This window comes from Citrobacter sp. Cpo061, from assembly GCF_030332845.1.
In the GTDB taxonomy this organism is placed as follows: domain Bacteria; phylum Pseudomonadota; class Gammaproteobacteria; order Enterobacterales; family Enterobacteriaceae; genus Citrobacter; species Citrobacter portucalensis.
On sequence record NZ_JAOWHB010000037.1, the window covers coordinates 1 to 13,499 of the forward strand.

Annotated in this window: 8 protein-coding genes and 1 other RNA gene; 3 read left to right on the forward strand and 6 right to left on the reverse strand. The window is 53.5% G+C overall.

Features of this window, described 5'->3' with window-relative positions; genetic code table 11:
• Window positions 1-123 precede the first annotated feature (123 nt).
• Window positions 124-254: non-coding RNA, RtT sRNA (locus OGX97_RS09330), on the forward strand.
• A gap of 558 nt (window positions 255-812) precedes the next feature.
• Here the strand turns inward: OGX97_RS09330 and narI are convergent.
• The 5 genes from narI to OGX97_RS09355 form a co-directional block, all read right to left on the reverse strand.
• Complete coding sequence (gene narI, locus OGX97_RS09335) at window positions 813-1,490, reverse strand: respiratory nitrate reductase subunit gamma (RefSeq protein ID WP_003833386.1); 678 nt, start codon at window positions 1,488-1,490, stop codon at window positions 813-815.
• Complete coding sequence (gene narJ / locus OGX97_RS09340) at window positions 1,490-2,200, reverse strand: nitrate reductase molybdenum cofactor assembly chaperone (RefSeq protein WP_048216248.1); 711 nt, start codon at window positions 2,198-2,200, stop codon at window positions 1,490-1,492. The genes narI and narJ overlap by 1 nt, the downstream gene beginning before the upstream one ends.
• Complete coding sequence (narH, locus tag OGX97_RS09345; protein ID WP_003833388.1) at window positions 2,197-3,735, reverse strand: nitrate reductase subunit beta; 1,539 nt, start codon at window positions 3,733-3,735, stop codon at window positions 2,197-2,199. The genes narJ and narH overlap by 4 nt, the downstream gene beginning before the upstream one ends.
• A complete protein-coding gene (locus tag OGX97_RS09350) occupies window positions 3,732-7,475 on the reverse strand; it encodes a nitrate reductase subunit alpha (protein ID WP_279850647.1) in 3,744 nt (1,247 codons plus the stop codon). The genes narH and OGX97_RS09350 overlap by 4 nt, the downstream gene beginning before the upstream one ends.
• Before the next feature lie 394 nt (window positions 7,476-7,869).
• Entirely contained in the window at window positions 7,870-9,261 is a 1,392-nt protein-coding gene (locus tag OGX97_RS09355) for a NarK family nitrate/nitrite MFS transporter (protein WP_003833390.1), read from the reverse strand.
• A gap of 340 nt (window positions 9,262-9,601) precedes the next feature.
• Here OGX97_RS09355 and narX point away from each other — a divergent pair, with 340 nt between their 5' ends.
• Together narX and narL are read left to right on the forward strand one after the other, a co-directional pair.
• Window positions 9,602-11,398 (forward strand): nitrate/nitrite two-component system sensor histidine kinase NarX, encoded by a 1,797-nt coding sequence (gene narX, locus OGX97_RS09360; protein ID WP_003833391.1) that lies wholly within the window; start codon window positions 9,602-9,604, stop codon window positions 11,396-11,398.
• Complete coding sequence (gene narL, locus OGX97_RS09365) at window positions 11,391-12,041, forward strand: two-component system response regulator NarL (protein WP_003833392.1); 651 nt, start codon at window positions 11,391-11,393, stop codon at window positions 12,039-12,041. The genes narX and narL overlap by 8 nt, the downstream gene beginning before the upstream one ends.
• A gap of 21 nt (window positions 12,042-12,062) precedes the next feature.
• Here the strand turns inward: narL and OGX97_RS09370 are convergent, their stop codons facing one another.
• A complete protein-coding gene (locus tag OGX97_RS09370; protein ID WP_395227570.1) occupies window positions 12,063-13,448 on the reverse strand; it encodes a YchO/YchP family invasin in 1,386 nt (461 codons plus the stop codon).
• Window positions 13,449-13,499 lie beyond the last annotated feature (51 nt).

A 13,499-nucleotide genomic window follows, 5' to 3' on the forward strand; every position in this document is an offset into this window, starting at 1 on the left:
GTTCCCGAGCGGCCAAAGGGAGCAGACTGTAAATCTGCCGTCATCGACTTCGAAGGTTCGAATCCTTCCCCCACCACCATCACTTCATAAAGCACCAACAGCAAATCAATCTCTAATGCCCCATATTCTGCCCATGCGGGAAGGATGAGAAGCTTTGACTAAGGTTCGATTCGAGCGTAGCGAGAAAGCGTTGCCACAGGCAACGACCCGAAGGGCGAAGCGCGTAGCGCTGAGTAATCCTTCCCCCACCACCATCACTTCATAAATCAACACACTCAATTCCTCTGCAATGCCCTTTATTTGCCTGATGCGCTGCGCTTATCAGGCCTACGAACTCAACACGTGCCCGCAATTTGTCTGCTGCGCTGCGCTTATCAGGCCTACGAACTCGTCACGTGCCCGCAATTTGCCTGATGCGCTGCGCTTATCAGGCCTACGAACTCGTCACGTGCCCGCAATTTGCCTGATGCGCTGCGCTTATCAAGCCTACGAACTCGACACGTGCCCGCAATTTGTCTGCTGCGCTGCGCTTATCAGGCCTACGAACTCGATACGTGCCCGCTATTCGTCTGATGCGCTGCACTTATCAGGCCTACGAACTCGATACGTGCCCGCTATTCGTCTGATGCGCTGCACTTATCAGGCCTACGAACTCGATACGTGCCCGCTATTTGTCTGATGCGCTGCGCTTATCAGGCCTACAGCGCTCGCTGATACCTTCGTAGGCCGGATAAGGCGCTTGCGCCGCCATCCGGCAAACAGGCATAAAAAAACCCCGCCGAAGCAGGGTTTTGTCATTCTCAAATATACGATTAGTGACGCGCGCGAACAATCTGGTATTTGCGTGTCAGATATTCGACCGGGACGCTCCAGATGTGTACCAGACGAGAGAATGGGAACAACAGGAACAGCGTCATACCCAGCACCAGGTGCATACGGAAAATGAACGCAACACCATCGAGATACTGAGACGCTCCGCCCTGGAAGGTCACCACTGTCTGCGCCCAGTTCACCAGCTTCATCATCTCGCTACCGTCCATATGCTGGGCGGAAAACGGAATGGTCAGCAGGCCCAGCGCACACTGGATCACCAGCAGTGAGAGGATCAGAATATCCGCTCCGGTGGTGGTGGCCCGCACGCGTGGGCTGAACAGACGACGTTTCAGCAGCAGTACACCACCAATCAGACACATCAGGCCACTGGCACCGCCCGCAAACATTGCCATCTTTTGTTTCACTTCAAGCGGTAGCCAGGCTTCATACATCCAGTGCGGCGTCAACATGCCAAGGAAGTGCCCAGCAAAGATTCCCAGGATCCCGATGTGAAACAGGTTTGACGCCAGGTTCATCCCTTTGCGATCCAGCATCTGACTGGAAGCCGCACGCCATGTATATTGCCCATAGTCATAACGCAGCCAGCTGCCGATCAGAAAGACAGAACCCGCGATGTACGGATAGATGTCAAAGAAGAACGTATTCAGGAAGTGCATTAGTGCTGTCCTCCGGTGGTGATATTCAGATACTGCGGCGCAACGGCCCCGGCAAAACGACGCTGGTGAGCGGAGATTTCCGACTCGCCACACCCCTGATCGGCGAAGAATTTTACCTGCTCTTCTTCCCAGACCGCATCCAGCGCTTGTGGAGTATCGTCACGGGCTTCATCCGCAATTTTTTCAGCCACTTTATCGCTGTCGATAACGGTATTCGCCAGTTTTAACAGCAGATCGAACAGCACCGCATAACGGCTTTCGCGCTGTTGCAAACGAGCGCTGAGCAGCGCCAGAATCGGCGCAATATCCTGTAAGCCACCTAGCGCTTCGCTTTTCGGCAGTTGCGCAAGATATTCCAGATACAGCGGCAGATGATCGGGAAGTTCGCGGCTGTCGAGCTGCAAACCGTGCTGCTCATACTGTGCCATCAGGTCAACCATAGCCTGACCGCGATCGCGGGATTCACCGTGAACATGTTCAAACAGCAGCAGCGATGTCGCGCGGCCACGGTCAAACAGTTCGCTGTAGGCGGCCTGCACATCCAGCATGTCCTGCGCGGTTAGATCGCGCAGGAAAACGCCCAGAGTCTGGGCATCCTCTTTATCCAGGTTCTCAGATGACGCGAGTGCATCGAAAAGTTCCTGCTGATGCTGCCACAAGGCAGCATCCGGGTACTCGAGCAGACGCGAAACAATGACGAGTTCAATCATTGGTGCGGCTCCGTTTTGCTGGTCACATCGACAGCGTCGATGCGGCGGCTGTTGAACAGATTGAATTTAGTATCAGAACCGTGGCAACCGTCGCCGAAGGTAAAGCCACAACCGCTTTTCTCCGGGAACGCGTCACGCGCCAGTTCACGATGGCTGCTCGGTACCACGAAACGATCTTCGTAGTTCGCGATTGCCAGGTAACGATACATTTCCTGTGCCTGCGCTTCGCTTAAGCCCACTTCTTCCAGCGCACGGGTATCAACTTTGCCGTCAACAGTTTCCGCACGTTTGTAGTGACGCATCGCCAGCATACGTTTCAGGGCCAACAGTACCGGCTGGGTGTCACCTGCAGTCAGCAGGTTCGCCAGGTACTGAACCGGAATACGCAGGCTGTCAACATCCGGCAGAATACCGTTGCTGCCCAGCTCGCCCGCATCAGCAGCTGACTGAATCGGTGACAATGGCGGCACGTACCAGACCATCGGCAGTGTGCGGTATTCCGGATGCAGCGGCAGCGCCAGCTTCCAGTCCATCGCCATTTTGTAAACCGGAGATTGTTGTGCAGCATCGATGACGCTCAGTGGAATACCATCTTTCAGCGCCTGTTCAATGACTGCCGGATCGTTCGGATCGAGGAACACGTCCAGTTGGCGCTGGTACAGATCTTTCTCGTGCTCGGTGCTTGCTGCACTTTCGATCGCATCTGCGTCATACAGCAGTACGCCGAGGTAACGGATACGACCTACACAGGTTTCGGAGCAAACGGTCGGCTGACCAGCTTCGATACGCGGGTAGCAGAAAATGCACTTCTCAGATTTCCCGCTCTTCCAGTTGAAGTAGATCTTCTTGTACGGGCAGCCGGTGATACACATACGCCAGCCGCGGCACTTGTCCTGGTCGATCAGCACGATGCCATCTTCTTCACGCTTGTAGATAGCGCCGCTCGGACAGGTCGCCACACACGCCGGATTAAGGCAGTGCTCACACAGACGCGGCAGGTACATCATGAAGGTGTTTTCGAACTGACCGTACATCGCCTTCTGCATGTTTTCGAAGTTCTGGTCTTTGGCGCGTTTTTCAAACTCGCCGCCCAGAATTTCTTCCCAGTTCGGACCGCTGGTAATTTTATCCATTCGCTGACCGGTGATCAGCGAGCGTGGACGAGCAATCGGCTGCGCTTTGCTGTCTGCCGGGGCGTTATGCAACGTCTGGTAGTCAAAATCAAACGGCTCGTAGTAATCATCCATGCCCGGCAGATGCGGGTTAGCAAATATTTTACCCAACAGCAGCGCTTTGTTACCCATGCGCGGCTGCAGTTTGCCGTTGATTTTACGGATCCAACCGCCCTTCCATTTTTCCTGGTTTTCCCAGTCGTTCGGGAAGCCAACGCCAGGCTTACTTTCGACGTTGTTGAACCAGGCGTACTCCATACCTTCACGGCTGGTCCAGACGTTTTTACAGGTCACTGAACAGGTGTGGCAGCCGATGCACTTATCGAGATTCAGCACCATGCCGACTTGTGAACGAATTTTCATTTTACGCTCTCCTGTACCTGGTCATTGCCTTCGCCATCCAACCAGTTAATGTTCTTCATCTTACGTACAACTACGAACTCATCACGGTTTGAACCGACGGTGCCGTAGTAGTTAAAGCCGTAGGCCAGCTGCGCATAGCCGCCGATCATATGGGTCGGTTTCGGTGTAATACGGGTCACCGAGTTGTGGATCCCACCGCGCTGCTGGGTGATTTCTGAACCCGGCAGGTTAACGATACGTTCCTGCGCGTGGTACATCATGGTCATCCCGGCCGGTACACGCTGGCTGACAACTGCACGTGCCGTCAGCGCACCGTTGCTGTTGAAGACTTCGATCCAGTCGTTATCTTCGATTCCCAGATCCTTCGCATCGACTTCGCTCATCCACACAATCGGGCCACCGCGTGACAGCGTCAGCATCAGCAAGTTGTCGCTGTAAGTGGAGTGGATACCCCATTTCTGGTGCGGCGTCAGGAAGTTGAGCGCTTTTTCCGGGTTACCATTAGATTTCTCGCCGATCACCGCTTTCACCGAACGGGTGTCGATTGGCGGACGGTAAACCAGCAGGCTTTCACCAAAGTCACGCATCCACTGATGATCCTGATACAACTGCTGGCGACCAGACAGCGTACGCCATGGGATCAGCTCGTGAACGTTGGTATAGCCGGCGTTATAAGACACGTGTTCATCTTCCAGTCCTGACCAGGTCGGGCTGGAGATAATTTTGCGCGGCTGCGCCTGAATATCGCGGAAGCGAATTTTTTCGTCTTCTTTATTCAGTGCCAGATGCGTATGGTCACGACCGGTAAATTCACTCAGCGCAGCCCAGGCTTTAACGGCTACCTGACCGTTAGTTTCCGGCGCCAGCGTCAGGATCATCTCGGCTGCATCAATTGCGGTATTAAGCCAAGGCTGGCCTTTTGCCGGACCTTCAGCCTTGGTGTAATTGAGCTTACGCAGCAGATCCATTTCGCTCTGGGTATTCCAGGCAATCCCTTTACCGCCGTTACCGATTTTTTCCATCAGCGGGCCGATGGAGGTGAAACGCTCGTAGGTTGCCGGATAATCACGCTCAACGGTCATGATGTGCGGTGCGGTAACACCAGGAATCAGGTCACATTCACCTTTTTTCCAGTCCTTCACGTCCAGCGGTTGTGCCAGTTCTGCGGCAGAGTCGTGCTGAATTGGCAGCGTAACGACGTCGGTTTCTTTACCGAGATGGCCCACGCAAACTTCAGAGAATTTCTTGGCGATGGCTTTGTAGATTTCCCAGTCGCTCTTCGATTCCCAGGCCGGGTCAACGGCCGCAGACAGAGGATGAATAAACGGATGCATGTCCGAGGTATTCATATCGTCTTTTTCATACCAGGTTGCGGTCGGCAGCACGATGTCGGAATACAGGCAGGTACTCGACAGGCGGAAGTCCAGTGTGACAACCAGATCCAGTTTGCCGTCCAGGCCGTTATCCTGCCATTCCACTTCTTCAGGCTTCACGCCGCTCTGCTGGCCGAGATCTTTGCCCTGAATACCATGTTCAGTACCCAGCAGATACTTGAGCATGTACTCGTGGCCTTTACCGGAAGAACCGAGCAGGTTAGAACGCCAGATAAACAGGTTGCGCGGATGGTTTTTACCGTTTTCCGGCTGCTCTGCCGCAAAGCGAATAGAACCTTCTTTCAAGGATTTAACGGTGTAATCCACCGGCGTCATACCTGCTTTCTGCGCTTCTTCGGCGATATGCAGTGGGTTAGTCCCTAACTGCGGCGCAGATGGCAACCAGCCCATACGTTCAGCGCGAACGTTAAAATCAATCAAATGACCGCTGTAGCGGGATTTGTCTGCCATCGGGGAAAGCAGTTCCTGCGCAGTAACCGTCTCATAGCGCCATTGGCTGGAGTGGTTATAGAAGTAGGAAGTGCTGTTCATATGACGAGGCGGACGCTGCCAGTCAAGAGCAAACGCCAGCGGCTGCCAGCCGGTTTGCGGACGCAGTTTTTCCTGGCCGACGTAGTGGGCCCAACCGCCGCCGCTCTGACCGATACAACCGCAGAACACCAGCATATTGATCAGGCCACGATAGTTCATATCGAGGTGGTACCAGTGGTTCAGGCCCGCACCGACGATGATCATCGAACGACCGTGTGTTTTATCGGCGTTATCCGCAAATTCACGGGCAATGCGCACGATCTGAGAACGTGATACGCCAGTGATTTTTTCTGCCCATGCCGGCGTGTACGCTTTCACGTCATCGTAGCTGGTCGCGCAGTTTTCGTCGTTCAGACCACGTTCCAGGCCATAGTTAGCCATGGTCAGGTCGTAAACGGTGGTCACCAGCGCGGTAGAGCCATCGGCCAACTGCAGGCGTTTAACCGGCAGTTTGTGCAGCAGAATATTTTCCAGCTCTACTTTACTGAAGTGCTCGGTACCTTCGCCGCCAAAGTACGGGAAGCCCACTTCAGCGATATCGTCCTGGCTACCCAGCAGGCTGAGCTGCAGTTCGGTTTCATCACCGGACGTACCGTCGCGTTGCTCAAGGTTCCATTTGCCCTTTTCGCCCCAACGGAAACCAATTGAACCGTTTGGCGCAACCATTTCGCCGTTGCTGTTGATAGCGACAGTTTTCCATTCTGGGTTATTTTGCTGGCCCAGAGAGTCGACCAGATCCGCCGCACGCAGCATACGACCAGCAGCATAGTAACCGTCACGCTCTTCGAGCATCACCAGCATTGGCATGTCAGTATAACGACGAACGTAGTCGGTGAAGTACTGGCTCGGGTTATCGAGGTGGAACTCGCGCAGCATGACATGGCCCATCGCCATTGCCATCGCAGCATCGGTTCCCTGCTTCGGTGCCAGCCACAGGTCGCAAAGTTTGGCGATTTCTGCGTAGTCCGGAGTAATCGCTACCGTTTTGGTGCCTTTATAGCGAACTTCAGTAAAGAAGTGTGCATCCGGAGTACGGGTCTGCGGTACGTTAGAGCCCCATGCAAGAATGTAGCTGGAGTTATACCAGTCGGCAGATTCCGGTACGTCGGTTTGCTCGCCCCAGGTTTGCGGGGAAGCCGGCGGCAGGTCGCAGTACCAGTCGTAGAAGCTCAGGCAGGTACCGCCAATCAGCGACATATAGCGTGCGCCGGAAGCATAAGAAACCATCGACATCGCCGGGATCGGAGAGAAGCCTGCAACGCGGTCAGGGCCATAGGTTTTGATGGTGTAAACGTTAGATGCAGCAATCAGTTCATTCACTTCCTGCCAGGAAGAACGAACAAATCCACCACGACCGCGCGCTTGTTTGAAGCTTTTTGCTTTGTCGGCGTCTTCGATGATGGATGCCCATGCGTCTACCGGATCGCTGTGCAGTCTTTTTGCTTCACGCCACATCTTCATCAGACGTTTGCGCATCAGTGGGTATTTCAGACGGTTAGCGCTGTAGAGATACCAGGAATAGCTTGCACCACGTGGGCAGCCGCGAGGCTCGTGGTTAGGCATATCTGGACGCGTGCGTGGGTAGTCAGTTTGCTGGGTCTCCCAGGTCACCAGACCATTTTTCACATAGATTTTCCAGCTGCATGAGCCCGTGCAGTTTACCCCGTGGGTTGAACGCACGATTTTGTCATGCTGCCAACGCTGGCGGTATCCGTCCTCCCAGTCCCTGTTGGTATTGAGAAGCTGGCCATGCCCATCGGCAAAGGTTTCGCCCTTCTGCTTGAAGTAGCGAAACCGGTCCAGGAATTTACTCATCGGTTTTCTCCTGTAGGAGCCTGACGGCTCTCTGATAAATCGACATTGCTTGATTGAGAGCGAAGGTAACGCTCTGAAAGGGCGTGAGAATTGATAACGATCAAGGCATGCAGGGATGAAAAATGAAGGTTGGTTTTTACATACCCCCAAAGTGGGATATTGGTTTTTGGCGTAATGCTTTGAATTTAAAGAATTTTAAATAATTCACTTATCATACAAATGTTAAATTCTTTATAAGTGGGTATTAAGGGGTATCCCCCTGCCAGGCATATTACCAGCACCGTTTTCGCAGACTTTCGTCATGAGCTCACATATAAGTATGTTGTAACTAATTTAGAGCAAAAAAAAGCGCGGTCTAACACCGCGCAATGGATAATCAACTGCTACTACTTTTTTACTTTTTAGAATGACGTCCGTATACCGCCCAGGTGATAACCACACAAGCGACATAGAAGATCAGAAAGACTTTCATCGCATCGACCGGCGAACCAGTTAACGCCAGAGACGTACCAAATGCTTTCGGGATAAAGAAGCCGCCAATCGCACCAATGGCTGAGATAAAGCCCAACGCTGCCGCGGTGTCGGTTGCTGCTTCGCGCATTGCTTTCTCTTCTGATCCGCCTTCAGCTTTCACTCTGTCCATCGTCAGCTTGCGGAAGATAACGGAGATCATCTGGAAGGTTGAACCACTCCCCAGACCAGCCGTCAGGAACAATGCCAGGAACACCGCGAAGAAGGCGATAAAGTTGCCGCCAACACCGTTTGATGGCAGCGTCAGGAACAGTAAGGCACTGAAAATAGCCATCAGCACGAAGTTCACCAGCGTTACACGGGTTCCGCCCAGACGGTCAGAGATTGCGCCGCCCGCTGAACGAGCCAGCGCGCCAATCAACGGTCCAAAGAAGGCGTAATGCAGGATCTGTACCTCAGGAAACTGCGTTTTTGACAACATGGCAAAACCGGCAGAGAAACCGATGAATGAACCGAAGGTTGCCAGATACAGCAGGCTCATAATCCACAGATGCCCACGTTTCAGCACCGGCAATTGCTCTTTCAGCGACGCTTTTGAGGTTGCCAGTTCATTCATACCAAACCATGCAGCCAGCGTTAACACCGCAAGGAACGGTACCCAAATCCATGCGGCGTTTGCCAGATACAGCTGCGTACCATCCGGTTGTTCAACCCCGTGGCTACCAAATGCGGCAAAGATTGACAGTGAAACCACCAGCGGCGCAACCAACTGCATCACGCTGACGCCCATGTTGCCCAGGCCACCGTTCAGACCCAGCGCACCACCCTGTTTCTGTTTTGGAAAGAAGAAACTGATGTTTGCCATGCTGGACGCAAAGTTCGCACCGGCGAAACCGCACAACAGAGAGATAATAATAAAGGTACTAAACGGCGTGGAGGTATCCTGCACCGCAAAACCTAACCATACACAAGGAATGATCAGGATACCGGTGCTAAACGCTGTCCAGCGACGTCCACCAAACAGGGGAACCATAAAGGAGTACGGAACACGCAGCAGCGCGCCGGACACCGAAGGTAATGCCGTCAGCATGAACAGCTGTTCAGTGGTGAAATCAAAACCGACTTTCGGTAAGTTCACCGCCACGGCGCTAAATAACATCCACACGCAAAACGCCAGCAGCAAGCAAGGGACTGAAATCCACAGGTTACGGCTGGCGATTCGTTGACCACGCTGCTGCCAGAAGGCGGGATCTTCCGGCCGCCATTCGGTAATTACAGCTCCAGATGCCCTTTCCGGGGCAGATGAGTGACTCATAGACACCTCTGATACTTGTTTCGATGCCTGCAACATTAGGGTTTACAGCTGGAGGTAAGTTGATATAAATCAAAGGAAAAGGTGTCATTATTCATGCCTAAAATTTATCATTACCCTAAATGAGTACATAACTTCGGTAAAAAAGATGTGGTTTTTCACGCTTCTGTCGCCCCCTACTCCCCCTCGCCTGGGATCCCTCCCTCCGCTGGCAATTAAGAGGTAGCCCGTTTGAGGTATGGGTATACTCCAGTGTATCGCCGAGAATAACGCCACTGCCTGCAGCAGAATCGTCATTCAATAAGGTTTTCTGTTCGACGAAAACCCGAAGGAACAAGTCACCATGTTTAAACGTTGTCTCTCCCCGCTTACGCTGGTCAACCAGGTGGCGCTGATTGTTTTATTGTCCACAGCCATCGGCGTGGCTGGTATGGCTGTCTCCGGCTGGCTGGTTCAGGGCGTTCAGGGTAGCGCCCATGCAATCAACAAAGCGGGATCGCTGCGCATGCAGAGTTATCGCCTGCTGGCAGCCGTACCGCTGGACGCTAGCGATCAACCGCTTCTGGATGAAATGGAGAAAACGGCGTTTAGCCCGGAGTTGACGCGTGCCGCAAAGCGAGACGGACAACAGGCGCAGTTAAAAGCACTACAGGATTACTGGCACACTGAACTGGCGCCGGGGCTTGCGCATGCGCAAACGCCTGATGCGGTAGCGCAGGATGTAACGCGCTTTGTAGGCGGTCTGGATAAGCTGGTTACCGCCTTTGACCATACCACCGAATTACGCATTGAACGCGTCGTCCTGCTGCATCGCCTGATGGCCATATTTATGGCATTGCTGCTGGTTTTTACCATTATCTGGCTGCGCGTGCGCCTGTTAGAGCCATGGAAGCAGCTGCTGGCGATGGCGCGAGCCGTCAGCCAACGTGATTTTACCCAACGCGCGCGTATCAGCGGGCGTAATGAGATGGCCGCTCTGGGCTCGGCACTGAATAATATGTCGGAAGAACTGGCCGAAAGTTATGCCGTGCTGGAACAGCGGGTGCAGGAAAAAACGGCGGGACTGGAGCACAAAAATCAGATCCTTTCTTTTCTGTGGCAAGCCAACCGCCGCCTGCACTCTCAGGTGCCGTTGTGCGAACGCCTCTCTCCGGTACTGAACGGTCTGCAAAATTTGACCTTGCTGCATGATATTGAACTCCGGGTTTACGACCTGGAAGATGAAGACAATCATCAGGAATTTACCTGTCAGTCCAATGCCAGCTGTGATGAAAAAGGTTGCCATCTGTGTCCTCGCGGAACGCTGCCCGCGATTGACGGCGGGATCACATTGAAATGGCGGCTGACCGATGCGCATACCCAATATGGTATTCTGCTCGCCACCTTGCCGAACGGACGCCATCTCAGCCACGATCAGCAGCAGTTGGTTGATACCTTGGTTGAGCAACTGACCGCAACGCTCGCGCTCGACAGACATCAGGAGCGTCAGCAGCAGTTGATCGTGATGGAAGAGCGTGCCACCATTGCACGCGAACTTCATGATTCTATTGCACAATCGCTCTCTTGTATGAAGATGCAGGTTAGCTGTTTGCAGATGCAGGGCGATGCGCTTTCAGATAACTGTCGCGAGTTGCTCAGCCAGATTCGTAACGAGCTGAATGCTTCGTGGGCACAACTGCGTGAGCTGTTAACCACCTTCCGTTTACAGCTCACAGAACCTGGATTACGGCCGGCGCTGGAAGCCAGCTGTCAGGAGTACAGCGCCCGTTTTGGATTTACGGTTAAGCTGGATTATCAGCTACCGCCACGCCTGGTCCCTTCGCATCAGGCGATTCACCTGCTACAAATTGCGCGCGAAGCCCTGAGTAATGCACTTAAACACTCTCAGGCCAATGAAGTGGTCGTGACGGTGGTGCAAAATGGCAAGCAGGTCAAACTAACAGTGCAAGATAACGGCTGCGGCGTACCGGAAAACGCCGAACGCAGTAACCACTACGGCATGATTATAATGCGCGATCGTGCGCAGAGCTTGCGCGGCGATTGCCGCGTACGCCGTCGCGAGACGGGCGGTACTGAAGTTGCTGTCACTTTTATTCCCGAAACAAACTTCACAGAAGTCCAAGGAGATACCCATGAGTAATCTGGAACCGGCAACCATCCTGTTGATCGACGATCATCCGATGCTGCGAACCGGTGTAAAACAGCTTGTCAGCATGGCGCCCGATATTACCGTTGTCGGCGAAGCCAGCAATGGTGAGCAGGGTATCGAGCTGGCTGAATCCCTTGATCCCGATCTGATCCTGCTTGATCTCAACATGCCCGGCATGAACGGCCTGGAAACTCTCGATAAGCTGCGTGAAAAGTCACTGTCGGGCCGTATCGTTGTGTTTAGCGTATCCAATCATGAAGAAGACGTAGTTACCGCACTGAAACGCGGCGCTGACGGTTATCTGCTGAAAGATATGGAGCCTGAAGATTTACTCAAAGCCTTACAGCAGTCAGCGGCCGGTGAAATGGTGCTGAGTGAGGCCTTAACGCCGGTTCTGGCCGCCAGCCTGCGTGCTAATCGTGCAACGTCGGACCGTGATGTCACCCAACTGACACCGCGTGAGCGCGACATTCTCAAGCTCATTGCCCAGGGGCTGCCGAACAAGATGATCGCCCGTCGTCTGGACATCACTGAAAGTACGGTAAAAGTCCATGTGAAGCATATGTTGAAGAAAATGAAGCTCAAATCACGCGTCGAAGCCGCGGTATGGGTACATCAGGAACGCATTTTCTGATAACGCGTTGATGCTTCATTGCTAACGAGGATCATTTTCCGAAACGGTAATAAACGGTTCGGTCAGTGATAGCGTGATCTCATTGGAAGAGACACGCTGACCCTGCTCATCTTCTACCACCACAGACAACCGCCAGCGGTTTGTCGCGCCTTCGCTGCTGTCCCACTTCGGCATAATAATCGTCCAACCTTGCGTACTTCGGTTATCGCTACCCGCCGTTAAACTTAACGCCTGAGTATCACCCTGCCAGGTCAAATGGTGGATCCCATGCAAACTACGCACCTGCAGCTTCAGCGCCACCGTCTCACCAGACTTGAGATCCCAGGGCGGCGTGGCCAAAAATACCGACAATGTTTTACGCTGGCGATATTCCAGCGTCGGCAGATTGTTACGCTGCGGATCGTCATAACGACTGCCGCGCAGCGATCGGCTGTTTGCCACCTCGCTGACCATCAGCTGTTTTTTTAGCGGCACGCCAAAGCGGTAATTCAGCGTTAAGCCGAGGTTATTCTGGCTGACTCCGCTTTCCCCCTGCTTATGTTGTGCCGTCACGGTAATCAACGGCACCGGCGTATAGCTCAATCCCAGATTCACCGCCACAGGATTGTGGTACCCGGTTCCGGAATGAAACAAATCCACCCGGTCGCCAAAATACTGTTCCACGCTGACGCTGGTATTGAGGTGTTGATAGAACGGCATGCGCATTTGCGCAGTCAGGTCGTAGCCGCGGGCCATCCGTTGTTCCTGGGTTGTGGAACGCTCCTGCCAGGAGGACAACGGTTGGTAATAGTTAGCGGATAAGCGCAAGTATTCGCCCCACGCCTCGGCGCCAAGGCCTCCCCGGGGCAGATTTTCATCCAACAGGTTGTCATAAAAGGTGTTGTAACCCAGAAACCAGCCGTCGCGTACCCAGCGCTGCCCAATCCCCGCATTGCTGACTAAACCTTCGTCTTGTTGCGTCAGCCCCAACTGGCTCCAGGTTAAATATCGTTGATTGTCCTGCCATGGGATAAACCAACTTCCCCGACTTCCGGTAAAGCTGCCTTCGTTATCCACCTGCAATCCAACGCTGGCGTTTCCCCAGGGAGAGAGCCAGGATTCCAGTTGCTGATTAACCTGTTCGCTGACCGTGTCACGCACCTGACCAAACGCGAACTGCCTCGCCTGTTCACCCGTATCAAGCCCGTTATCGGTCATGCTGGCTTCACCAAACGCTTTGACCATTTCGGCAAAGTGCTTTTCGCCTGCCCGCGACTCCGGCGCCATACCGAGATCGGGCAAGCCATCACTATTGTTATCGAAAGGGTTTTCAGCCTGGTGCACAAAAGATGGCTGCGCGCTGGCAATACCGCCTGCCAGCGGCAAGAGTAGGAGAAGAGAAAATCTGCAGCAAACAAAACGGCTCAAATCGTTACTGGCTTTTATATCATTGAATTTGGGGACCACAGCGTAAATCCT

Excerpts from the sequence above, each read along its gene's own strand:
- narL (WP_003833392.1), top strand. The coding sequence starts at position 11,391 with ATGAGTAATCTGGAACCGGCAACCATCCTGTTGATCGACGATCATCCG.
- OGX97_RS09350 (WP_279850647.1), bottom strand. The coding sequence starts at position 7,475 with ATGAGTAAATTCCTGGACCGGTTTCGCTACTTCAAGCAGAAGGGCGAA.
- narI (WP_003833386.1), bottom strand. The coding sequence starts at position 1,490 with ATGCACTTCCTGAATACGTTCTTCTTTGACATCTATCCGTACATCGCG.
- narJ (WP_048216248.1), bottom strand. The coding sequence starts at position 2,200 with ATGATTGAACTCGTCATTGTTTCGCGTCTGCTCGAGTACCCGGATGCT.
- narX (WP_003833391.1), top strand. The coding sequence starts at position 9,602 with ATGTTTAAACGTTGTCTCTCCCCGCTTACGCTGGTCAACCAGGTGGCG.
- OGX97_RS09355 (WP_003833390.1), bottom strand. The coding sequence starts at position 9,261 with ATGAGTCACTCATCTGCCCCGGAAAGGGCATCTGGAGCTGTAATTACC.
- narH (WP_003833388.1), bottom strand. The coding sequence starts at position 3,735 with ATGAAAATTCGTTCACAAGTCGGCATGGTGCTGAATCTCGATAAGTGC.